The sequence below is a fragment of the Luteimonas sp. gir genome (assembly GCF_037198055.1).
Taxonomy (GTDB): Bacteria; Pseudomonadota; Gammaproteobacteria; order Xanthomonadales; family Xanthomonadaceae; genus Luteimonas; species Luteimonas citri_A.
In genome coordinates this window covers 20,444-42,586 of the sequence record NZ_JBBAXQ010000006.1, presented here as the reverse complement: position 1 = coordinate 42,586, position 22,143 = coordinate 20,444, and the positions used below count along the sequence as shown (strand labels likewise).

16 protein-coding genes are annotated in these 22,143 nt (G+C 70.2%); 8 read left to right on the top strand and 8 right to left on the bottom strand.

Features of this window, described 5'->3' with window-relative positions:
- The first annotated feature begins 27 nt into the window (after positions 1 to 27).
- Positions 28 to 1,206 (top strand): TraB/GumN family protein, encoded by a 1,179-nt coding sequence (locus WAF18_RS09710; protein ID WP_337244914.1) that lies wholly within the window; start codon positions 28 to 30, stop codon positions 1,204 to 1,206.
- A gap of 70 nt (positions 1,207 to 1,276) precedes the next feature.
- Here the strand turns inward: WAF18_RS09710 and rnfB are convergent, their stop codons facing one another.
- Positions 1,277 to 1,696 (bottom strand): Rnf electron transport complex subunit RnfB, encoded by a 420-nt coding sequence (gene rnfB / locus WAF18_RS09705; RefSeq protein ID WP_337244913.1) that lies wholly within the window; start codon positions 1,694 to 1,696, stop codon positions 1,277 to 1,279.
- 166 nt (positions 1,697 to 1,862) lie between these two features.
- Between rnfB and WAF18_RS09700 the strand changes: the two genes are divergently transcribed.
- Together WAF18_RS09700 and asnB are read left to right on the top strand one after the other, a co-directional pair.
- On the top strand, positions 1,863 to 3,275 hold the full coding sequence (locus WAF18_RS09700; RefSeq protein ID WP_337244912.1) for a cation:dicarboxylase symporter family transporter: 1,413 nt from the start codon (positions 1,863 to 1,865) through the stop codon (positions 3,273 to 3,275).
- 263 nt (positions 3,276 to 3,538) lie between these two features.
- Entirely contained in the window at positions 3,539 to 5,245 is a 1,707-nt protein-coding gene (asnB, locus tag WAF18_RS09695) for an asparagine synthase B (RefSeq protein ID WP_337244911.1), read from the top strand.
- A 109-nt stretch (positions 5,246 to 5,354) separates the two neighbouring features.
- Here the strand turns inward: asnB and WAF18_RS09690 are convergent, their stop codons facing one another.
- Positions 5,355 to 5,903 carry a cytochrome b gene (locus tag WAF18_RS09690; protein WP_337244910.1) on the bottom strand — a complete coding sequence of 183 codons (549 nt, stop codon included), beginning with the start codon at positions 5,901 to 5,903 and terminating at the stop codon, positions 5,355 to 5,357.
- A gap of 188 nt (positions 5,904 to 6,091) precedes the next feature.
- On the opposite strand from WAF18_RS09690, the gene fabV reads away from it, so the two are divergent.
- Entirely contained in the window at positions 6,092 to 7,303 is a 1,212-nt protein-coding gene (fabV, locus tag WAF18_RS09685; protein ID WP_337244909.1) for an enoyl-ACP reductase FabV, read from the top strand.
- Positions 7,304 to 7,364: 61 nt separating this feature from the next.
- Here the strand turns inward: fabV and WAF18_RS09680 are convergent, their stop codons facing one another.
- Both WAF18_RS09680 and WAF18_RS09675 read right to left on the bottom strand, forming a co-directional pair.
- On the bottom strand, positions 7,365 to 7,580 hold the full coding sequence (locus tag WAF18_RS09680) for a hypothetical protein (protein ID WP_183426085.1): 216 nt from the start codon (positions 7,578 to 7,580) through the stop codon (positions 7,365 to 7,367).
- A 1-nt stretch (position 7,581) separates the two neighbouring features.
- The gene (locus tag WAF18_RS09675; protein WP_337245018.1) at positions 7,582 to 8,148 is read right to left on the bottom strand and encodes a TlpA disulfide reductase family protein; all 567 of its coding nucleotides are present in this window, start codon (positions 8,146 to 8,148) and stop codon (positions 7,582 to 7,584) included.
- Positions 8,149 to 8,611: 463 nt separating this feature from the next.
- Here WAF18_RS09675 and WAF18_RS09670 point away from each other — a divergent pair, with 463 nt between their 5' ends.
- Positions 8,612 to 9,238 carry an alpha-ketoglutarate-dependent dioxygenase AlkB gene (locus WAF18_RS09670; RefSeq protein WP_337244908.1) on the top strand — a complete coding sequence of 209 codons (627 nt, stop codon included), beginning with the start codon at positions 8,612 to 8,614 and terminating at the stop codon, positions 9,236 to 9,238.
- Here WAF18_RS09670 and WAF18_RS09665 read toward each other — a convergent pair.
- Together WAF18_RS09665 and WAF18_RS09660 are read right to left on the bottom strand one after the other, a co-directional pair.
- On the bottom strand, positions 9,235 to 11,919 hold the full coding sequence (locus tag WAF18_RS09665; RefSeq protein ID WP_337244907.1) for a penicillin acylase family protein: 2,685 nt from the start codon (positions 11,917 to 11,919) through the stop codon (positions 9,235 to 9,237). The genes WAF18_RS09670 and WAF18_RS09665 overlap by 4 nt on opposite strands.
- A gap of 83 nt (positions 11,920 to 12,002) precedes the next feature.
- Positions 12,003 to 13,379 carry an Hsp70 family protein gene (locus WAF18_RS09660; protein ID WP_183426083.1) on the bottom strand — a complete coding sequence of 459 codons (1,377 nt, stop codon included), beginning with the start codon at positions 13,377 to 13,379 and terminating at the stop codon, positions 12,003 to 12,005.
- A 138-nt stretch (positions 13,380 to 13,517) separates the two neighbouring features.
- On the opposite strand from WAF18_RS09660, the gene bfr reads away from it, so the two are divergent.
- Complete coding sequence (gene bfr, locus WAF18_RS09655; protein ID WP_183426082.1) at positions 13,518 to 14,015, top strand: bacterioferritin; 498 nt, start codon at positions 13,518 to 13,520, stop codon at positions 14,013 to 14,015.
- Positions 14,016 to 14,047: 32 nt separating this feature from the next.
- Here the strand turns inward: bfr and WAF18_RS09650 are convergent, their stop codons facing one another.
- Together WAF18_RS09650 and parC are read right to left on the bottom strand one after the other, a co-directional pair.
- Positions 14,048 to 14,698, bottom strand: coding sequence for a thiopurine S-methyltransferase (locus WAF18_RS09650; protein WP_183426081.1), 651 nt, complete (start codon positions 14,696 to 14,698; stop codon positions 14,048 to 14,050).
- 45 nt (positions 14,699 to 14,743) lie between these two features.
- Positions 14,744 to 16,987: a DNA topoisomerase IV subunit A gene (parC, locus tag WAF18_RS09645; RefSeq protein WP_337244906.1), complete on the bottom strand. Its 2,244-nt coding sequence runs from the start codon at positions 16,985 to 16,987 to the stop codon at positions 14,744 to 14,746.
- A gap of 127 nt (positions 16,988 to 17,114) precedes the next feature.
- Between parC and WAF18_RS09640 the strand changes: the two genes are divergently transcribed.
- Entirely contained in the window at positions 17,115 to 17,888 is a 774-nt protein-coding gene (locus WAF18_RS09640; RefSeq protein WP_183426079.1) for a Crp/Fnr family transcriptional regulator, read from the top strand.
- A 117-nt stretch (positions 17,889 to 18,005) separates the two neighbouring features.
- Complete coding sequence (locus tag WAF18_RS09635) at positions 18,006 to 22,115, top strand: CheR family methyltransferase (RefSeq protein WP_337244905.1); 4,110 nt, start codon at positions 18,006 to 18,008, stop codon at positions 22,113 to 22,115.
- Positions 22,116 to 22,143 lie beyond the last annotated feature (28 nt).

Sequence of the window (22,143 nt, the reverse complement as noted above, 5' to 3'; positions counted from 1 at the left end):
CCGAATCGTTTTCATTCTGGAGTCCGCATGCGTTTGCTCCCTGTGTTGCGCGCCGCCCGTGTCGCTGCGCTCGCGTTCGTGTTCCTGGGTCTGGCACCGACGGCATGGGCGCAGTCGCCCGCCGCGACGGGCGAAGTCGCGCCGTCCGCGGTGCCTCACATCGCCGACGTGCCCGTGCCGGCACCGCCGGTCCCGCTGCTATGGAAGGTCTCGGGCGATCACGGCGCGCTCTATCTGCTGGGCTCGTTCCATTTCCTGCAGCCCGCGGACTATCCGCTGTCCGAGGACGTCGCCCGGACGCTGGCGGCGGCAGGCGAGGTGGTCTTCGAGCTGTCGCCCGAGGAACTGGAGTCGCCGACGCTGGCGATGCAGATGATGCAGGCCGGTCTGCGCAGCGATGGCAGCCGCCTCGACGACGACCTGCCGCCGGCGCTCGCCGCCGACCTGGCGGCCTGGGGCGAGGCGAACCTCGCCGCACAACCGACCGGCGGCATGAGCGCGCAGAGCCTGCAACTGTTCAAGCCGTGGTTCGCTTCGCTGCTGGTGACCACGACCGAACTGGGGCGCTACGGCCTCAAGGCGCAACTGGGCATGGATGCGTATCTGGCGCGGCAGGCGCGCGAGGCGGGCAAGGCGACCGCGGGGCTGGAGACCGCGTCCGAGCAGATCGGCTTTCTCGACGGCCTGGGCCAGGTCGAGCAGGTCGAGATGCTGCGCGAGGCGCTGGATCAGGCGCAGGGCGGGCAGGCGTCGATCGAGACGCTGCATGGCGCCTGGCGCGCGGGCGATGCGGCGCAGCTGTGGAACGGCATGGCGCTGGACATGCGCGCGCGCTTTCCCGCGCTGTATCGGCGGATCAACACCGAGCGCAACGATGCCTGGTTGCCCAAGCTCGAGCAGATGCTGCAGCAGGACGGCGAGATCCTGGTCGTCGTCGGCACGCTGCACCTGCTGGGCGAGGATGGCGTGGTCGAGAAACTGGCTGCCAAGGGTTACGAGGTCGAGCGCATCTGCAGCGCCTGCGCGCCGCCGCCGGCGATCGAGATCGGCGACGGCACCGCACCGGTGCCCGAGGAGCGCACGCCTGCAACGCCGCCGGTGACGGCGCCGAAGGACGAGCTGCCCATGCCGCCGGCCGATGCAGACGCCGCACCGCCGCCGCAGCCCGAGCTGCCCGCGCGCGACTCCGCCACGCCAACACGTTGAACCTGGCGGCCGCAGGCCGCCGCAACCATCGCGCCCCGGCCTCAGGTCGCGACGGCCATCGTGATCGGCCTCAGGCCGCCTCGATCATGACGATGCAGTCGACCGGGCAGGCCGGGACGCACAGCGCGCAGCCGGTGCACAGCGGCTCGACCACCGTGTGCATCAGCTTGGACGCGCCGACGATCGCATCGACCGGGCAGGCCTGGATGCACTTGGTGCAGCCGATGCAGTCCGCCTCGATCACCAGCGCGACCGGCGGGCGCGGATGGTGCGGGCCGCGGCTGCGATCGAAGGGTCGCGCTGGAACGTCGAGCAGGGTCGCCAACGCCCGTGCGCCGGCATCGCCGCCTGGCGGGCACCGGTCGATGTCGGCCTCGCCGCGCGCCATCGCCTCGGCGTAAGGGCGGCAACCGTCGAAACCGCACTGGCCGCATTGGGTCTGCGGCAGCAGGCGATCGAGACGTTCGACGAGATCGGGAGCGGGGGACATGCGGCAGGGCGGAGGCGGGCGGCGCACAGGGTAGCGCGCTGCGCCCGCATGCGCTGCGCCGTGTCGGCGATGGCGGCCCCGAAACACGCTGCCGGCCGTTCCTGACTGCGCGGTCTAGTTCGAATGTATGACCGCGCCGGGCGACATGGTCTGGCAGGCTCGACCCATGCCGACCGATACCACGCCTCCGATCGCGCCCGACGCGACGCTCCGCACCCCCGTCCGCCCGCGCAAGCCGCTGTGGCACCACCTCTACTTCTGGGTCCTGCTGGGGATCGCGGCCGGCATCGTCATCGGTCTGGCCGCGCCGCAGGTCGGTGCACAGATGAAATGGCTGGCCGACATGTTCATCAAGCTGGTCAAGGTCGTCATCGCACCGACGATCTTCGCTACCGTCGCCGTCGGCATCGCCGGCCTGGGCAATCTCGCCAAGGCCGGCGGCCTGGCGCTCAAGACCGTGGTCTATTTCAACGTCACCACGGTGTTTGCGCTGGGCATCGGCCTGGTTGTGGTCAACCTGCTCGGGCCCGGCCGCAACCTTGGGTTGGACATCGAGACCTTCGATGCCTCGGCCGCGCAGGGCACGCTCGCCAGCGCAGGGGCTGCGGCCGGCGACGGCATCGCCGGGTTCCTGCTGCATCTGGTGCCCAGTTCGTTCTTCGCGGCCTTCGTCGAGGGCCAGCTGATCCAGGTGCTGGTGATGGCGATCCTGGTCGCCTGTGCGATCACGATGCTCGGCGAGCGCGGCAAGCCGGCGGTCGCCGCACTCGACACCATCGCCCAGGTGATGTTCGGCGTGATCAAGATCGTGATGTGGTTTGCGCCGCTGGGCGCGATGGGCGGCATGGCGTTCACGATCGGCGAGTACGGCGGTGCGATCCTCGGCTCGCTCGGCTACTTCATGCTCAGCTTCTGGCTGACCTGTCTGCTGTTCCTGTTGCTGGTGCTCGGGCCGATCTGCTGGTGGTCGGGCTTCAGCGTGTTCAAGTACATCCGCATGATCCGCGACGAACTGCTGATCGTGCTCGGCACCTCGTCGTCGGAAACCGTGCTGCCGCGCATGCTGGCCAAGCTCGAAGCGGCCGGTGTGCCCAAGTCGGTGGTCGGCCTGACGATTCCCACCGGGTACTCGTTCAACCTCGACGGCACTGCGATCTACATGGCGATGGGCGCGATCTTCATCGCGCAGGCGTTCGGGATCGAAGTGCCGATCGGCACGCAGATCGCGCTGCTGGTGTTCATGCTGATCTCCTCCAACGGCGCGGCAGGCGTGTCGGGCGCCGGGCTGGTGACGCTGGCCGCCTCGCTGGCGGCGTTCGAAAGCGTGATCCCGCTGGCCGGCATCGCGCTGATCGTCGGCATCGACCGTTTCATGTCCGAGGGCCGCGCGCTGACCAACCTGACCGGCAACGGCATCGGCACCCTGGTGATCGCGCGCTGGACCGGTCAGCTCGACCGCGAGCGCCTGGCGACGGTGCTCGACAACCCGCAACTGGTCGATCCCGATCGCGTGCTGGCCGAGCAGGCGGCGCGCGATGCGGGCCGGTCGGTCGGGACGGCGCCGGCGCGGCCGGCCTGACGCACGGATGCGAGCGGTTGCGCACGCAACCGTTGCGCGGCACGCGCGCACCGGGTAGGGTCGATCCCATGTCGCGCTTGTCCGCCCGCAATACCAACCGCAACGCCCCGCGCACGAATAATCGTGCGCGGCCGAGGCGGGTGTGGGAGCGGGCGCGGAGATAAGGCAACACGCGCCAGGCACCAGACACACCACCCGCATCGGCCGCGATGCGGGTTTTTTTGTGGCCCGCGCGCGGCTCCTCACCCCCAAGGAGCCTCACCATGTGTTCGATCTTCGGCATCTTCGGCCTGCAGCCCGGCGATGACATCGCCTCTCTGCGCCGGCAGGCGCTCGCCTGTTCGCAACGCCAGCGCCATCGCGGTCCCGACTGGAGCGGCGTGCATGCCGACGACCGCGCAATCCTCGTGCACGAGCGCTTGGCGATCGTCGATCCGGCCGGCGGTGCCCAGCCGCTGCGCTCGGTCGATGGCGCCCTGGTGCTAGCGGTCAACGGCGAGATCTACAACCATCAGGCATTGCGCGCCGATCTGCGTGCGCCCTATGCGTTCACGACCGCGTCCGACTGCGAGGTGATCAACGCGCTGTATCGCGAGCATGCGGCCGACCCTGCGGGCCCGACGGCGTGGCTCGAACAGCTCAACGGCATCTTCGCGTTCGCGCTGTGGGACCGCGCCTCCGGCCGCGCGATCATCGCCCGCGACCCGATTGGCGTGGTGCCGCTGTACTGGGGCCACGACCGCGAGGGCCGGCTGCGCGTGGCCTCGGAGATGAAGGCGCTGGTCGACAGTTGCGCCGATGTCGCGCAGTTCCCGCCCGGCCACTGGTACGACAGCGCGACCGGCACGTTGACGCGCTACTACGTGCGGCCCTGGCGCGAGCATGACGCGGTGGCCGGTCACGCGCCGTCGTTGCCGGCGCTGCGCGAGGCCTTCGAGGCCGCCGTGCATCGGCAGCTGATGACCGACGTGCCCTACGGCGTGCTGCTGTCGGGCGGGCTGGATTCCTCGCTCGTCGCCGCGGTCGCCGCGCGCTATGCGCGCCATCGCATCGAGGACGGCGACCGCAGCGAGGCCTGGTGGCCGCGGCTGCATTCGTTCGCGATCGGCCTGACCGGCTCGCCGGACCTCGCCGCGGCGGCCGTCGCGGCCGAGGCGCTGGGCACCGTGCACCACGGCTTCGAGTACACGTTCGAGGAAGGGCTCGACGCGTTGCCGGACGTGATCCGGCACATCGAGACCTTCGACGTGACCACGATCCGCGCATCCACGCCGATGTTCCTGCTCGCGCGGCGGATCAAGGCCATGGGCGTGAAGATGGTGCTGTCGGGCGAGGGCTCTGACGAGATCTTCGGCGGCTATCTGTACTTCCACAAGGCGCCCGATGCGCGGCAGTTCCACGAAGAGCTGGTACGCAAGCTCGACGCCTTGCACGGCTACGACTGCCTGCGTGCGAACAAGGCGATGATGGCCTGGGGCGTCGAGCCACGCGTGCCGTTCCTCGACCGTGAGTTCCTCGACGTGGCGATGGACATCGACGCCGCATACAAGATGATCGATCGCGGCAGCGCGGGGTATCAGCGCATGGAGAAGGGCCTGCTGCGCGCCGCCTTCGACGGCGCATTGCCCGACGAGATCCTGTGGCGGCAGAAGGAGCAGTTCAGCGACGGCGTAGGCTACGGCTGGATCGACGGGCTCAAGGCGCACGCCGAGGCCCAGGTCAGTGACCGCGAACTGGCGGCCGCGGCGAGTCGCTTCCCGCATGCGCCGCCGCAGACCAAGGAGGCGTATCTGTATCGCAGCCTGTTCGAACAGGCGTTCCCGACGCCTGCCGCAGCGGCGACCGTGCCCGGCGGCAAGTCGATCGCGTGTTCGTCGCCCGCCGCGATCGCCTGGGACGCCGCCTTCGCGAACGCCGCCGACCCGTCGGGCCGCGCAGTCGCCGGCGTGCACCACGCTGCGGTGGCCTGACGCCACGTCATTCCTCGCAGCAATGGGGACCACCTCCCCCGCCTGGCGGGGGAGGTCGGTCCGCATCGCGGACCGGGTGGGGGCAGGGGGCCTGGGCAGCGCCCCGCGCCTACAGCCGGCCGGCCATCCGTGCGAGCGTGGTGTCGCGCCAAAGCAGATGGTGCAGTGCGACCATCAGCACGTGGCCGACCACCAGTGCGAGCAGCGTCCAGGCAAGCACGCCGTGCGTCAGGTTCGCCGGCGCCATCAACGCCGCCTGCTTCACGCCGGTGGCCGGGAACAGCGGCACGCCCCAGGGCGCGAAGCCCTTGCCCGAACCATACTCGCGCAGCAACGCCACGGTCGGCACCCAGGCCATCAGCGCGTACAGCGCCGCATGCCCAGCCAGCGCCGCGCGGCCGACCCAGGTCGGCGGGTGCGGCGGCCGGCGCCGCCATTGCGACAGCCCCCAGACGCCGCGCGCGAGGATCAGCAGCATCAGCAGCGTGCCGACCGGCTTGTGGGTGCCGACCAGGAACGCGGTCAAGGCATGGCGCCCGAGCGCCAGCTTCACGCCCATGCCGAGGAACTGCCACGCAAACAGCGCAGCCATGCCCCAGTGCAGCAGGCGGGTGACCACGCCATAGCGGGCGGGGGAATCGAGCCAACGGGACGACATCGGGAGCGGGATCCGCAGCAGGCGCGGGTGCGCCCGGGCCCCCAGTTCAGCCGGCAGCCCGCGTGCTGTCAATCGCGTCGACGCGATGCAGCTTCCGTCATCTCTGCGCACCATTGCCCCCCGTACGGGACCGGGACCGCAGCACGCCTTAAACTGGCGCCCGATTTCCACGACAACCGGGCAGCACAGTGATCATCCATCCCAAGGTCCGCGGCTTCATCTGCACCACCACGCACCCCACCGGATGCGCCAACAATGTGCGCGACCAGATCGAGGCGACGCAGGCGCGCGGCGTGCGCGACGACGGCCCGAAGAAGGTGCTGGTGATCGGTGCATCCAGCGGCTACGGACTGGCGGCGCGCATCAGCGCGGCCTTCGGCTTCGGCGCCGACACGCTGGGCGTGTTCTTCGAGAAGCCTGGCACCGAGAAGAAGCCCGGCACCGCCGGCTGGTACAACGCAGCGGCGTTCGACAAGGCCGCCAAGCAGGCCGGTCTCTATAGCCGCTCGATCAATGGCGACGCGTTCTCCGACGCCGCGCGCGAACAGGCGATTGCGCTGATCCGCGACGAGATGGGCGGGCAGGTGGACCTGGTGGTCTATTCGCTGGCCTCGCCGGTGCGCAAGCTGCCCGACACCGGCGAGCTCAAGCGCTCGGCGCTCAAGCCGATCGGCGAGGCCTACACCTCGACCGCGATCGACACCAACAAGGACCAGGTGATCCAGGCGACCGTCGAACCGGCGACCGAGCAGGAGATCGAGGACACGGTGACTGTCATGGGCGGTCAGGACTGGCAGTTGTGGATCGATGCGCTGCGCGATGCCAGGGTGCTTGCCGATGGCGCGAAGACGGTCGCCTTCAGCTACATCGGCACCGAGATCACCTGGCCGATCTACTGGCACGGTGCGCTGGGCCGGGCCAAGGCCGACCTCGATGCGACCGCGCGCCGGCTCGATGCGCAGCTCAAGCCCACCGGCGGCAGCGCCAACGTCGCCGTGCTCAAGTCGGTGGTCACCCAGGCCAGTGCTGCGATCCCGGTGCTGCCGCTGTACATCGCGATCGTCTTCAAAGTCATGAAGGAGCTCGGCCTGCACGAGGGCACGCTCGACCAGCTCGACCGTCTGTTCCGCGAGCGCATGTACCGCGCCGACGGCGCGCCGGCCGAGCTTGACGACGAGCACCGTCTGCGTCTGGACGACTGGGAGTTGCGCGACGACGTGCAGGCGCAGTGCAAGGCGTTGTGGCCGCAGGTCACGACCGAGAACCTGACCGCGCTGACCGATTACGCGGGCTACAAGCACGAGTTCCTGAAGCTGTTCGGCTTCGAGCGCGACGACGTCGACTACGACGCGGACGTCGATCCGGTGGTCGATTTCGACGTGATCGAACTGCGCGACTGAGCGCGCGCGACCGCAGCGCGTGCCCGGCGCCGGCACTGGCCGGCACCGGGCATGTCCGCACTCAGCCGCAGCAGTAGCACTGCAGCGGCTGACCGGGGCCGCCGGGCCCGAGCTGCCCGCCGAACGGCGCGCATTCCTGGGCGCAGGCCCACGCGCTGCACGAGGCCTCGCGGTCCTCGCCGTCGTCGGCCATCGCCTGCATCGCACCGAAGCCCATGCAGCCCACGAACAGGGCGGCAGCCGCAGCGTTGCGCATCGTCTTCCAGTAACGTGTCATCTCATCGCTCCTCGACAGTGGCCAGGGCCGGCGACGCATCCGTGCGTTGCAGCGCGGCCAGAAGCTCCTGCATCCGCTCCTTGGTATCGAAGGTGCCCACGCGCGCGTAGCGCAGCCGGCCGTCGCGATCGAGCGCCAGCAGCGCCGGCACGTTGTGCGCGCGAAACAGCATCACGTGGCGTCGGTCGGTCAGTGTGGTCACCGCAAACGGCAGGCGATGGGCATCCGCATAGGCGCGGGCCTGCGCCGGCGTGCAATGGCACACGCCCAGCACCTCGACGTCCGGCCCATGCGCCTGGGCGATGCGCCGCGCGGCTTCGGCCACGCGCGGCAGCGAGCGTCGCGAGTACGGGCAAGTCGGGGTGAAGAAGTACAGCACCTGGAACGTGCCGGAGGGCGCGCCGAGCACGTGCGCGGCGCCGTCGAGCGTGGTCGCCTCGACTTGCGGCACATACATGCCCAGATAAGGTTCGGTGGTGCGCGTCACGAACCAGCGCCGTTCCTCGCGCAGTTCTCGGTTCTGCCAGGCAAGCACCGCCACCAGCGCGCAGGCGCCCAGCAAGCCCAACCAGATCCATGGCATGCGACGTGGCATGCGACCGCCTCCTGCGTTCGATCGTGCCTAGACCCTGCGCACGCGGTGGCTCGGGGTCAATCGGTGGCGGAGCGATTGGCCCTCGAAATGGCCGAACTGCACAGGCAGTGACAGTTCCGATGCAATGGCGTTGGCGGCCTTGTGACACCGGTGCGGCAGTGCGTCACGGACCTGGCGCTTCGCCATGGCGGGGGTTGCCCCGTGCGTTCCAGGTGACGATGGCTGGCATGGCGAAGCGCCGGGTCGATGGGGCCGGTGGGGGCGCCTGATCGCCCATCGGCGAGGTGTGCTTGGAGGCGGTGCGTCGACGATGGCGCGCCGGCACGGCGCCGGGGATCGGGTGGATGCGATGTCGCGGGGCGCTGGATCCGATGCGATCGCCCCGCGTCGGCCCGAGCGGCTTGCCCGGCGTGTCGGGCGGCCCCATTTCGGGACCATGGACCTGTTCCCGAGCGCCGCGCCGCGGATCCTCGTCGACGACGATGAGGGCGGCATCCGCTACTGGGCCGATGCGGTCGATCCGGCAACTGCGGCGGCGTGGTTCGAGGCGCTGCGCGACGGGGCGCACTGGGAGGCCCAGCATCGGCCGATGTACGACCGCGTGGTCGCGGTCCCGCGGCTGCTGGCGTCCTATCGGCTCGATGCGCTGCCGCCTGGCTTGCCGCTGGCTGAGATGTGCGGCGTCGTGCAGCGGTTGGTGCCTGCGCCGTACACCGCGGTCGGGCTCAATCTCTACCGCGACGGCCGCGACAGCGTGGCCATGCACCACGACAAGTTGCACACGCTGGTGCCGGGCCAGCCGATCGCGTTGCTGTCGCTGGGCGGCGCGCGGCGGATGTCGATCCGCGCGAAGGCCGGGCGTGGCAAGGCGATCGCGATCGAACTCGCGCCCGGCAGCGTGCTGGCGATGAGCCATGCCTCGCAGCTGACCCACGAGCACGGGATCGCGAAGACCACGCGTCCAGTTGGACCACGGATCAGTGCAGTGTTCCGTGCGCGCCCGGCGGAGAAAATGGCCGCCGGGCTCTACGGCACCCATTGGCAGGGGGCGCTGGACCGCTAGTCGCGGCGCGCCGCGTCGGGTGACGCCGTGCGGTGTGCGGGCTGCAGTTGCAGCACGTGCGTGGCCGGGCCCGGCAGGAACGGTGAGGCGCGGCCCTGCACCCAGTCGTCATGGCCGGCGCCCCAGAATGGTGACAGGGGATGGCCGCTCTGGCCGCCGGGCATGTGCGCGATGCCGTCGGCTTCATGCCCGGGCGCGACCACCATGCGCTGCGAGGCGCCGAACGCCGGGGCCTGCACGCGCGGCACGGTGCCGTCGCCGGGCAGCGGCTGCGCCGGCATGCACAGGGCGCGCCGGCCGACGAATGGGATCGCGGCCGCGAGCGGGTGGCAGATCGCCGCGGTGTTGTGCTCGCCCCAGGTCCGTTGCGCCAAGGGCCCTTCGGCCTGCAGCGTGTCGCGGACCTCGCGCGCGGCATCCTCCAGCAACGCGGTCCAGCCATCGGCGACCGGCGCGCAGCGCCCCTGCTGAGTCTGCGGGGTGCACGCGAAGCGGCGTGGCAGCAGGTGCTCGGGGCGCTGGCGCACCAGCGGCCAGACCACGCCTTCGAAGTTCGGCGGGTCCGGCCAGGCGATCGCGTCGCCGGCGGTTGCACGTGCGGGTGCGAGCAGGCCGTCGGCGATGCGTGCATGCACCGCCAGCCGCCATGCGCGGACGATGCGGTAGGCGACCGAATCGACCGCGGCGCGGCCGCGCCAGTCACCGCTTGCGTCGGCAAGGGCGCGCAGCGCGGTGGCATCGGCACCGGCCGCGTCGGCTGCGCGGACGAGCAGGGCCTGCCACTGCGTCAGCAGCAGCGCGCGATCGTCGAGTTGGATCGCGAGCAGATCGCGCTCGCTGAAGCGGTTGCGGGCATCGAGCCCCTGGCGGATCTGCCAGGCGCGGATGCCCAGGGCCGCACCGCCATCGCCGAGTCGGGCGAAGTCCGCGCCATCGACGACGCGGCTGTTCGCGGTCCACAGCCGCGTCGCGTCGGGCGTGCGCACGATCGGCGAGGCGTGGGTGGCGATCGGCCACGGCGCGCAGACGTTGCCGGCATCGCCCGACGCGCCGGCCCCGGGTGGATGCGAAACTGTGCGGCCATTGCAGCCGGGCGCACGCACCGGGACCGGCCCGAGCAAACGCCAGGCGACCGCGCCGTGCAGGTCGCCGATCACCAGGTTCTGGGTCGGGGTCGCGGTGCGGTCGGCGATCGCGAGTGCGTCGTCGAGGTCGCGGGCGTGGGCGAAGTCCGCCAGGCCGAAGTTCAGCGCGCCGGGCAGGTGCGCCGTCCAGCGCAGCGCCAGCGCGCTGCCATCAGCTTCGCGATGGACGACCGGTCCCCAGTCGCTGTCGTCCACGGTCAGCACCTCCGCCGCGCGACCGGCGATGGCGATGGGTTCGGCATGGCGCCGCAGCGGCGTGCAGCCGGACGCCGGCGGGACGGATGCGTCGCAGGGCACGATGCGTTGCCAGTCCAGCGTGTCGACGTAGCTGTTGGTGAAGCCCCAGGCGATGTGTCCGTTGCTGCCGACGATGACCGCGGGCAGGCCCGGCAGCGTGAAACCGGTGATATCGACGCGGCCGCCCGGCGCGCGGGCATCGGGATAGCGCAACCGCGCACGGAACCACAGGTTGGGCGCGCGCAGGCCCAAATGCATGTCGTCGGCGACCAGTGCGCGGCCGTCGGCGGTCAGTGCACCGCCGACCGCGAAGTTGTTGCTCCCCACGGCAAGATCGGCCGCCGCAAGCGGCCCGCCGTCGTCTCTCCCCCGCACCGCGGGGGAGAGGGGGACCGCTCGCAGCGCGAGCGGTGGAGTGGGGGGGAATCGAACCATCGTCGCAGGCGGCCCGCCACCGTCTCTCCCCCGCACCGCGGGGGAGAGGGGAACCGCTTGCGACGCGAGCGGTGGCGTGGGGGCCGCCCAGGCCACCGCCGCGGATCGCGCGCCGGCGCTGCCCCCGTCCGTCACGTCCAAGCGGCGCAGATCCACCGCGTCGGCGTCCGGCAAGAGCGCATCGCCGCGCGCTGCGCCCTCCAGTGGAGCATCCCAGCGGCTGCCGTCGTAGGCCACCAGTGCAAGCAACGCGGGGGGCAGGTGCGGGCGCAGCCGATGCATCGCCAGTTCGCGTGCGTTGCTGGCATCCTGCAGGTCGAAGTACATCGAGAAGCCGACCAGCGCCGAGTCGGCCGGCGTCCAGGGCGCCGGCTGCTGACGCAGCAGCAGGTAGGGCCAAGGCCGGGCCCGCAGTGCGGCCAGCCCGGCGTTCGCGCCTTGCGTGTAGGCGCGCAGTTGCGGCATGCGCTCGCCGGCGATCTCGGCCAAGGCAGCGTCGACGCGGGCGCGCATGCGGTGCAGGCGATGGCGACGATCGGTGTCGAGCGCGCGCTCGCCGAACAGCGCCGAGAGTTCGCCCGCGGGCAGGCGCCGCATCAGATCCATCTCGAAGTAGCGCTCCTGGGCATGTACCCAGCCCAGCGCGCGCATCGCATCGGTCTCGCTGTCGGCGGTGATCGTCACCGTCCCCAAGGCGTCGCGCTGGATCGTCGCCTGCGCCTCGAGCCCGGGCAGCGTCCGTGTGCCCGCCAGGTCCGGCAGGCTGCCACGCAGTTGCCACCACAGCATCGTGGCGATCGCCAGTGCGGCGACTGCCAGGGCGAGCAGCGCCCGCAGGCTCCAAGTGCGCCACCGGTTGCGCATTGCCGAGCTCCCCTGTCGCGGCCGCCTGCCGCGGTCCGATTGTTTCAGGTTCCGCGCGTGATGGTGCGGGCGTGCCGCGGCGCTCAGCCCGCGGCGATGGGCGCGTTGTATGCGTGCTCGGCCAGACCCGACACCACGCCCAGCGACGGGTCGCCGCGGACGACCCGGGCCTGCGGGAACCGCGCCCGCGCGGCAGCCTGCACGTAGGGCGCACCGGACATGCCGCCGGTCAGGAACAGCGTGTCGGGCGGCTGCGGCAGGTCGGCGCGGACCTCGTCGAGCAGTCCGCCAATCTGGTCGAGGAAGCGCGCGGCGGCGGCCTCGAGATCGGCGCGCTCGGCGTCCACCCGCAGGCCCGGCTCGATGAAGTCGAGCGGCTGCACCGCCGTGGCGACGTCGCTGAGCCGGACCTTCATGGCCTCGATGCCGCGGTAGAGCCGGGTGGTGCCGCCCTCGTCCTGCAGCGCCTGCAGGCGCGCGCCGTACGGCGCCACGACGTCGCGGTAGTCGTGGCGGTGGAACTCGCGCTGGCGCGGCAGGTCCTGCACGGTCGCGGCCTCGACGAAGTGGTGCACCGGCGTACGCGTGACGCCCTTGCCGAACAGCGGCATCGCGCGGGCCAGGCTCAGCGCGATGTCGACGTCGGTGCCGCCATTGGCGATGCCCCAGGCGCGGTGCACCTGCGGCGCATCGTGGCCGCCGATGCTCGCCAGCGCGATGTCGGTGGTGCCGCCGCCGATGTCGACGACCAGGGTGGTCTGGCGCTGTGGGCTGATCGCGTGGTGATGCAATGCAGCGGCCGCCGGTTCTTCGAGAAAGTGCACGGTGTCGAAACCGGCGATGCCCGCGGCCTCGCGCAGGATCGCCAGCGCCTGCTCGCCGCCGGCCTCACCCATCGAGCTGCGGAAGCGCACCGGCCGGCCCAGTGTCGCCTCGCGCACGACGGTGCCCAACTGGCGGCTCGCGGTGAGCCGGATGTGCTCGAGGATGTGTGCGGCGATGCCGGCGATGGTGGCGCGGGCGCGCGGATGCAGATTGAAACCGAGCATTGACTTGGGCGACTGCACCAGGTTGCCAGTGCCGTCCTCGAGGTAGCGTTCGATCGCCTCCTCGCCGAACACCGCGTCCTGCAGATCGGCGACCGAGGTCTCGGCCTCGCGCATCTGCTGTTCCATCCACTGCCTGCGCACGATGCGCACCGCGTCGCCGCGCAGCTGTGCCTCGCTGCGTGCCGCGGTGCCGGCGCGGGTCTGCGCGGCCTTGAGGTCGCGCACGATCTCGGCGACCTGCGCCTCCATCGCGTCGGTCAGTGCGAAGTCGGCCACGTCGGGCACGGCGCGCGGGAAATACACCGCGGTGCGGAACTGCGCCTGCCCGCCGAAGCGGATGTGTTCGAGGCGGTCGCCGATGCGCGCGGCGGCGGCCGAGTAGCTGGTGCCGAAGTCGATACCGATCTTCATCTGCGCAGGTCGGGAGGCGGAGGGGCGGGCGAGTCTACGTGGCTGGCCCTGAGAATGCGAAATGCATGCATTTGCATCCGATCATCGTCGCGGCCGACTGGGCATACTGCGCCCATTCCCGGACCTGCGAGCCCCCCGATGAAAGGCCATCCCGAAGTCGTCGACTACCTGAAGTTCCTGCTGCGCGGCGAGCTCGCCGCACGCGACCAGTACTTCATCCATTCGCGCCGCTACGAGGATCTGGGCCTGCACCAGCTCTATGCGCGGATCAACCACGAGATGGAGGAGGAGACCCAGCACGCCGATGCGCTGCTGCGCCGCATCCTGTTCCTGGAGGGCGATCCGGACATGCGCCCCGAGGCGTTCGAGCCCGGTCGTACGGTCGAGGAGATGCTGCGCAAGGACCTCGCGCTCGAGTACGCGGTGCGCGACCACTTGGCCCAGGGCATCGCGCTGTGCGAGCGCCATGGCGACTTCGTCAGCCGCCAGGTGCTGGTGACCCAGCTTTCGGACACCGAGGAAGACCACACCTACTGGCTGGAGAAGCAGCTGCGCCTGATCGAGATGATCGGCCTGCAGAACTACCAGCAAAGCCGCATGGGCGAGGCGGAAGGCACGCACGCCGGCGTGGGCTGAAAGCGCCACGCATGCGCGCGCTGCGCGGCGCGTCAGTCGCGGCGCGCGACCTGCCAGACCGCGGTCGAGAGCGCGGTCGTGCCGAAGTCCGGCTCGCTGGCGAGGATGTCGCGGTGCTCGACCAGGTTCACATGCCAATCGGCATCGAGCAGCGCATGCACCTCGTCGGCGTCCACCGAGAACGGCGGCCCGGCCTTTTCGTGCTGCGGATACACCAACGTGACCAGCAGTCCACGGCAACCGGCCGGTAGCCGGCGCCACGCGGTCGCGGCGTAGGTCGCGCGCAGGTCCGGCGGCAGCGCGATCATCGCGGCCCGGTCGTAGACCGCCGCGCAGTCGGCCAGCACGCTCGCATCGAGCGCAAAGGCATCGCCGACGATCAGCTCGAACGGGCCGGCGGTGTAGTGCCGGCCAGCCGCGGTGTCGTGGATCTGCGGCGTCAGCCCACGCCCGTCGAAGAACGCCTGGACAGCCAGCTCCGACAGCTCGACTCCGAGCACGCGATGGCCCTGTTCGGCCAGCCACACCATGTCCAGCGACTTGCCGCACAGTGGCACGAAGACGCGGGCGCCGGCCGGCAGGCGCAGGGTCGGCCAGTGCGCGACCAGCAGCGGCAGCGGCGCGTCACGGTGGAAACCGATGCGCTGCGTGCGCCAGCGCTCATGCCAGAACTCGGGATGCATGGCGGTCTTCCGAAAAAAATCGATGGTGGGTGACGGCGCAGGCCGTCACTCCACCGACAGGCCCTCGACCTTCTGCCAGCCGCGCGGCAGCAGGCCGCCGCGGCTGGCGCGCGCGCCGATGTAGGCGTCGAGGTCCTTGAACGCCAGGGTCATCGTGCGCGCGCCCGACTGCACCAGCAGCGCGCCGCCCGGCGACACCACGGCCAGCGCGACGACCTGCTCGGTCCCACGCTTGGCCTTGGGAATCTCGATGATCTTGTTGCCTTTGCCCTTGTCGAGTTCCGGCAGTTCGGCGACCGGGAACGCGAGCAGGTGACCGGCGCTGGTGACCACCACCAGCCTGTCGGCCTGGGCGTCGCGGACCGCCGCCGGCTGCAGCACGGCCGCGCCCGGCGAGAGCGAGAGCATCGCCTTGCCGGCCTTGTTGCGGCCGGTGAGGTTCTCGAACCGGGTCACGAAGCCGTAACCGTGCGAGGACGCAACGACGAAGCGACTGTCGTTGTCGCCAGTGGCGATCGTCTGGAACGCGGCGCCCGCGGCCGGCGAGAAGCGGCCGGTCAACGGCTCGCCGTTGCCGCGCGCCGACGGCAGCGAGTGGGCGATCGTCGAATAGCTGCGGCCGTTGGAGTCGAGGAAGGCGACCTGCTGTGTGCTGCGTCCACGTGCAAATGCCAGCAGGCGGTCGCCCTCGCGGTACGACAGCCCGGCCGGGTCGACATCGTGCCCCTTGGCCGCGCGCACCCAGCCCTTCTCGCTGACGACGATCGTCACCGGCTCGCTGGGCACCAGGTCGGTCTCGGCCAGTGCCTGCGCGCTGCCGCGCACGACCAGCGGCGAGCGGCGGGCGTCGCCGAACTTCTTGGCGTCGGCCAGCAACTCGTCCTTGATCAGCTTGCGCAGCTTGGCCTTGCTGTCGAGCGTGGCGATCAGGCGATCGCGTTCGGCCTCCAGCTCCGCCTGCTCGCCGCGGATCTTCATTTCTTCCAGTCGCGCCAACTGGCGCAGACGGGTCTCGAGGATGTAGTCGACTTGCTCGTCGCTGAGCCCGAAGCGCGCCTGCAGCACCGGGCGCGGCTCGTCCTCGGTGCGGATGATGCGGATCACCTCGTCGAGGTTCAGGAACGCGATCAGCAGCCCGTCGAGCAGGTGCAGGCGGCGCTCGACCTTCTCCAGCCGATGGGTCAGCCGGCGGGTGACGGTGTCGGTGCGGAACTGCAGCCATTCGCTCAACAGCGCCTTGAGATTCTTGACCTGCGGCTTGCCGTCCAGACCGATGACGTTGAGGTTGACCCGGTAGCTCTTCTCCAGATCCGTGGTCGCGAACAGGTGGCCCATCAGCTGCTCGGCATCGACCCGGTTCGACCGCGGCACCAGCACCACGCGCACCGGATTGGCGTGGTCGGACTCGTCGCGGATGTCCTCCAGCCACGGCAGCTTCTTGGCGCGCATCTGTGCGGCGATCTGCTCGATCACCTTCGAGGGCGAGACCTGGTAGGGCAGGGCGGTGATGACGATGTTCGCGTGTTCCTTCTCGAACGTCGCGCGGGCGCGCACGCTGCCGTGGCCGGTCTCGTACATCTGCAGCAGGTCGGACGCCGGGGTGATGATTTCGGCGCTGGTCGGGTAGTCGGGACCGCGCACGTGCTCGCACAGGTCGCGCACGCTGGCGTCGGGATCGTCGATCAGGCGCACGCAGGCGCTGACGATCTCGCCCAGGTTGTGCGGCGGCACGTCGGTGGCCATGCCGACCGCGATGCCGGTGGTGCCGTTGAGCAGCAGGTGCGGCAGCCGCGCGGGCAGCCACGAGGGCTCCTCGAGTGTGCCGTCGAAATTGTCGGTCCAGTCGACCGTGCCGTGGCCGAGCTCGGAGAGCAGCATCTCGGCGATCGGGGTCAGCTTGGACTCGGTGTAGCGCATCGCCGCGAACGACTTGGGATCGTCGCTGGAGCCGAAGTTGCCCTGGCCGTCGATCAGCGGGTAGCGGTACGAGAACGGCTGGGCCATCAGCACCAGCGCCTCGTAGCAGGCGCTGTCGCCATGCGGGTGGTACTTGCCGATCACATCGCCGACGGTGCGCGCGGACTTCTTGGGCTTGGCGGACGCGCCCAGGCCCAGCTCGCTCATCGCGTAGACGATGCGGCGCTGCACCGGCTTGAGGCCATCGCCGATGAACGGCAGCGCACGGTCGAGCACCACGTACATCGAGTAGTCGAGATAGGCGCGCTCGGCGAACTCGCGCAGCGGCAGCTGCTCGAAGCCATGGAAGGCGGGGCGGACGGACTCGGTCATCGGGACTGCGGCTGCGGGGGAGCCGGCGATTCTAGCGGGTGCCGGTCGCAGGGGACGAGCCGCCCCCGGTTGGGCCGAGCGGGGCCGGATACAGGAATTGCGCCCGGTCGCGCTATGATGCGGTCCCATGGATACCAAGCTGCGCGCGCGCGGAGTCTCCGACCCCGCCTCCTCTGGCGCCCGCCATCCGCTGTCGGGCTCGCCCCGGCGCGCCTCCCACTCGGGCTGCGAAGCCTGCCTGAGCCGACATCTGGCGGTCTGCGCCGCACTGCCGGCCTCCGAGACCCATGCCCTGGAGGCCGCGGCCGGCGAGGTCGTGCTGCCGGCCGGTGCCACGCTGGTCCACGAGGGCGGCCCACGTCGGGACGTCTACACCGTGACCCGCGGCATGCTGCGCCGGGTCCGGCTGCTGCCCGACGGCCGCCGGCTGGTCGCCGGCTTCCTGATGGAAGGCGATTTCATCGGCTTCAGCAGCGCCGCGCACTACAAGCACACGATCGAGGCGATCACCGAGTGCGTGCTGTGCGTGTTCCCGATGCAGAACATGCGTCGGCTGTGTGAACGCTATCCCGAGCTCGAGGCCGGCATGCTCGCGCAGGCCTGCACCGAGCTCGACGCGACCCGCGCCAGTCTCATGCTGCTGGGCCGGTTGGGCCCGAGCGAACGGCTGGCGGGCTTCCTGGTCGACATGGCCGAGCGCCAGCAGCGCCGCGGCGGTCGCGTCGATCGTGTCGATCTGCCGATGACCCGCGCCGACATCGCCGACCACCTCGGGCTGACGATCGAGACCGTCAGCCGCAGCTTCACCAAACTGCGTCAGGCCGGCGCGCTCGCCTTCGACGATCCACGTCGTATCGATCTGGTCGACCTGGCGACGCTGCGCGCCACCGCCGGGCTGTAACCGTCCGCAGGCGCCTCACAGGCGCCGCATGGCGATGGCCGCGTCGCGGCCGTGTGTTGGATTTTGACCGCGCTGGCAGCGCATGATGCCGGTCATGACGACCCCGCGTGATTCACGATGACCGACCGCTACACCGGCGTGCCGTACGGGCAGGACGCGGCATTGCGCAGCCACTTGAGCTTTCCGGTGGTGGGCATCGGCGCCTCTGCCGGCGGCCTGGTCGCGTTGCGTCGCCTGTTCGAGCAGGCGCCGGCGACCGGCGGCATGGCCTACGTGGTCATCCTGCATCTATCGCCGCGGCACGAGAGCCAGGCCGATCAGGTGCTGCAGCGTTGCACGCGGATGCCGGTGATCCAGGTCAACACGCCGACCCCGATCGAGCCCAACCACGTCTATGTGATCTCGCCGGCCAAGTCGCTGACGATGAACGACGGCTACCTGCGGGTGAGCGACGTCGACCGGCCGCCCGGGCGGCATATCGCGATCGACCGGTTCTTCCGCACCCTGGCCGATGCGCACATGGATCGGGCGATCGGCATCGTGCTCTCGGGCACCGGCAGCGACGGTACCGTTGGCCTGGCCCGTCTCAAGGAGCAGGGCGGGGTGGCGATCGCGCAACTGCCCGAGGACGCCGAGTACGAGGACATGCCGCGCAGCGCGATCGCCAGCGGCCGGGTGGATTTCGTGCTGCCGGCGGTCGAGATCCCGGGCAAGCTCGTGGAGCTGTGGCGCAATGCCAGCCGGATCCAATTGCCGCGGCCCGAGCCGCAGGCCGAGCACATCCTTCAGACGGCGCCGGCCACCGGCGAGGCCCCCGAGCGGGCGATCCGCGACATTCTGGAGATCCTGCACAGCCGTACCGGGCACGATTTCCGCCACTACAAGCGCGCCACCGTGCTGCGTCGGATCGAGCGGCGCATGCAAGTCAGCCTGCAGAGCGACCTGTCGGCCTATTGCGAGCACCTGCGCCGGGACATCGACGAGCCGCGGGCGCTGCTCGACGACATGCTGATCGGCGTGACGAACTTCTTCCGCGATCGCGAGGCCTTCGAAGCGCTTGAGCGCGACGTGGTGCCCGGCCTGTTTGACGATCGCGAAAGCGGGCCACGGGTCTGGGTGCCCGGCTGTGCCACCGGCGAGGAGGCCTACTCGATCGCGATCCTGCTGGCCGACCATGCCGACAGCCTGGCATCGCCGCGCGGCTTCCAGGTCTTCGCCAGCGATATCGATGAACACGCGATCGCGACCGGCCGAACGGGTCTCTACCCCGAGGCGATCCTCACCGACGTGCCGCCGGCGCGGCTGCGGCAGTTCTTCTCCAAGGAACAGAACCGCTACCGGGTCAACAAGGCGATCCGCGACCGCGTGCTGTTCGCGCTGCACAACGCGCTGCGCGACCCGCCGTTCTCGCGCGTGGACCTGATCAGCTGCCGCAATCTGCTGATCTATCTCGATCGCGACATCCAGATGCGTCTGCTGGAGCTGTTCCACTTCGCGCTGCGTCCTGGCGGGCTGCTGTTTCTGGGCAGTTCCGAATCGGCCGACGCGGCGGCGCAGTACTTCGAGGTCGTGGACAAGCGCAATCGGATCTTCCGTGCGCGCGCCCAGGCCCGCGGCATGCGTCCGTTGGCGATGCCGCCTTCGCGGGTGGTCGAGGCCGGCCCGTTGCAAGAGGCGCCGCCACGGACCCGGCGCAAGGAGTTCTCGTTCGCCGACGTGCACCAGCGTGTGCTCGAGGCCTATGCGCCGCCGAGCCTGATCGTCGATGCCGACTCCAATATCCTGCACATGTCGCCCGGTGCGGGCCGCTACCTGCGATTTGCCGGCGGCGAGCCCAGCAGCAACCTGATGGCGGTCATCGACCCGGCGCTGCGGCTGGACCTGCGCACGACCTTCTACCAGGCCCTGCACAGCAACGGCCGGGCCGAGACGATGGTGCGGCTCGACGCGGGCGAGACGGGCGATGCGCCGGCGCGGCAGCTGTGTCTGTCCGCGCAACCGTTCCGCGACCAGACCGCCGGTGCGGATTTCCTGCTGGTCATGTTCGATGAACGCGATGCGGCCCAGGCACCGCCGCCCGCGGACGATCGCCGGGCCGACGACGGCGGGGCCTTGCTGCACCTGGAGCAGGAACTGCAGCGCACCCGCGACCGGCTGCAGGCCACGATCGAGCAATCCGAGGCCTCGAACGAGGAGCTCAAGGCCTCCAACGAGGAACTGCAGTCGATCAACGAAGAATTGCGTTCGGCGACCGAGGAACTGGAGACCAGCAAGGAGGAGCTGCAGTCGGTCAACGAGGAACTGATCACCGTCAACCACGAGTTGAAGTCGAAGGTCGAGGAAACGGCGAAGATCAACGACGACCTGCAGAACTTCATCAGCTCCACCGACATCGCCACCGTGTTCGTCGACGCCGGGCTGCGCATCAAGCGCTACACGCCCAAGGCCGAATTGATCTTCAACATCATCCCCGGCGATGTCGGCCGCTGTCTGCTCGACATCACCCATCGGCTGGAGTATCCGGAACTGGCCGACGATGCCGGCAATGCGTTCGAGACCCTGCAACTGATCGAGCGCGAGATCCGCAGCACCGACGGCAAGTGGTACGTCGCGCGCGTGGTGCCCTACCGCACGGCCGAGAACCGGATCGATGGTGCGGTGCTGACCTTCGTCGACACCACCAGCCTGCGCCCGGCCGGCGAACGGCGCGGCCAGGCCGACGCCAGCGTCCTGGCCCCGACCGATGTCGCGGTGCTGGTCGCCGATGGCCAGCGACAGGTGATCTCCGCCAGCGGTGGCGTCGTCGATCTGCTGGGTTACGGCGAACGCGAACTGCTGGGCATGCGGGTCGACGCGCTCTATGGCGAGGAGGAACGCGACAGCGGACAACCGGAGCACGACTTTGCCCAGGCTGGCGCCGGCATGGCGGTCGAGGGCTTGCGCTGGTACCGCAATCGCCGCGGCGACCGCACCCAATGCCGGGTCGCGTTATCGGCGATCCGCGCGCAGGATGAAGTCGTCGCTTATGTATTGCTGCTCGGCGCCAGGCGCAAGGGCGGCGCGCCATCGTGGGCGGGGCGCTACGAGGCCGAGGCCTCGGTCACCTTGCGCGACGAGTTCCTGGCGGTGATGTCGCACGAGCTGAAGAATCCGCTGAACCTGATCAGCGTCAACACCGAGCTGATGGCCCGGCTGCCGGGCGTGCGTGAGTCGTCGAGCGCGATCGCCTCGATCGAAACCGTGCGACGTGCCATCCGCAGCCAGACCAAGATCATCGACGACCTGCTCGACATGTCGCGCATCCGCACCGGCAAGCTCGCGCTCAAGCCCGAGCCGGTCGACGTGGGCATGGTCGTCACCGAGCTGGTGGAGGTCGCGCGGCTCGATTCGGCGTCGGTGGGCATCGAGTTCCGGATGCAGATCCCCGACGCACCGATCATGGTGCGCGGCGATGCGTCGCGGATCGAGCAGATCGTCTGGAACCTGCTCAGCAACGCGATCAAGTTCACCCCGCAGGGCGGGCAGATCTCGCTGGTGGTCGGAGTCGAGGAAAACTACGTGCGCCTGTGCGTGCAAGACACCGGGCAGGGCATCGATGCGCAGTCGCTGCCGCGGATCTTCGACCTGTTCGGGCAGGGCACCGGTCGCGCGGTCGGTCGGCGCGGTGGCCTGGGCATCGGGCTCTCGCTGGTGCGCCAACTCGTGGACCTGCACGGCGGCCGGATCGAAGCCCATTCCGACGGCCCCGGGAGGGGCGCCACGTTCACCTTGTGGCTGCCGCGTTTCACCTATCCGCTGTTCGGGCCGGGCGAGTCGGATGGTCGACACGAATCGATGCGCTGGGACGGACTGCGGCTCTTGGTCGTCGACGACGATGTCGGCACGGCCGACGGATTGGCGCAGTTGCTGGAACTGCAGGGCGCCTCGGTCGTGGTCTGCCACGATGCGGCCCAGGCGCTTGAACGGCTGGGGGCGCGGCCCTTCGATGTCGTGCTGTCGGACATCGGCATGGACGGCATGGACGGCTACGCCTTCGCCCGCAAGGCGCGCGCGCTGGCCGGTGCCGACCGGCTCGCGCTGGTGGCGCTGAGCGGCTATGCCCGGCCCTGCGACATCCAGGAGGCGAGCGCCTCGGGGTTCGATGCGCACCTGAGCAAGCCGCTGTCGATGGATGCATTGGCGGCGGCGATGCGCGACGTGCTAGCCAAACGCCAACCGCAGGCCTGAGCCTGCGCAGCAATTGCAGCCTGCGGCG

What these genes read in the sequence shown, in the direction of transcription:
- bfr (WP_183426082.1), top strand. Translation starts at nt 13,518, where the DNA reads ATGAAAGGCCATCCCGAAGTCGTCGACTACCTGAAGTTCCTGCTGCGC.
- WAF18_RS09665 (WP_337244907.1), bottom strand. Translation starts at nt 11,919, where the DNA reads ATGCGCAACCGGTGGCGCACTTGGAGCCTGCGGGCGCTGCTCGCCCTG.
- WAF18_RS09640 (WP_183426079.1), top strand. Translation starts at nt 17,115, where the DNA reads ATGGATACCAAGCTGCGCGCGCGCGGAGTCTCCGACCCCGCCTCCTCT.
- WAF18_RS09710 (WP_337244914.1), top strand. Translation starts at nt 28, where the DNA reads ATGCGTTTGCTCCCTGTGTTGCGCGCCGCCCGTGTCGCTGCGCTCGCG.
- rnfB (WP_337244913.1), bottom strand. Translation starts at nt 1,696, where the DNA reads ATGTCCCCCGCTCCCGATCTCGTCGAACGTCTCGATCGCCTGCTGCCG.
- WAF18_RS09650 (WP_183426081.1), bottom strand. Translation starts at nt 14,698, where the DNA reads ATGCATCCCGAGTTCTGGCATGAGCGCTGGCGCACGCAGCGCATCGGT.
- WAF18_RS09660 (WP_183426083.1), bottom strand. Translation starts at nt 13,379, where the DNA reads ATGAAGATCGGTATCGACTTCGGCACCAGCTACTCGGCCGCCGCCGCG.
- WAF18_RS09690 (WP_337244910.1), bottom strand. Translation starts at nt 5,903, where the DNA reads ATGTCGTCCCGTTGGCTCGATTCCCCCGCCCGCTATGGCGTGGTCACC.
- WAF18_RS09670 (WP_337244908.1), top strand. Translation starts at nt 8,612, where the DNA reads ATGGACCTGTTCCCGAGCGCCGCGCCGCGGATCCTCGTCGACGACGAT.
- WAF18_RS09700 (WP_337244912.1), top strand. Translation starts at nt 1,863, where the DNA reads ATGCCGACCGATACCACGCCTCCGATCGCGCCCGACGCGACGCTCCGC.
- asnB (WP_337244911.1), top strand. Translation starts at nt 3,539, where the DNA reads ATGTGTTCGATCTTCGGCATCTTCGGCCTGCAGCCCGGCGATGACATC.
- WAF18_RS09680 (WP_183426085.1), bottom strand. Translation starts at nt 7,580, where the DNA reads ATGACACGTTACTGGAAGACGATGCGCAACGCTGCGGCTGCCGCCCTG.
- WAF18_RS09635 (WP_337244905.1), top strand. Translation starts at nt 18,006, where the DNA reads ATGACCGACCGCTACACCGGCGTGCCGTACGGGCAGGACGCGGCATTG.
- parC (WP_337244906.1), bottom strand. Translation starts at nt 16,987, where the DNA reads ATGACCGAGTCCGTCCGCCCCGCCTTCCATGGCTTCGAGCAGCTGCCG.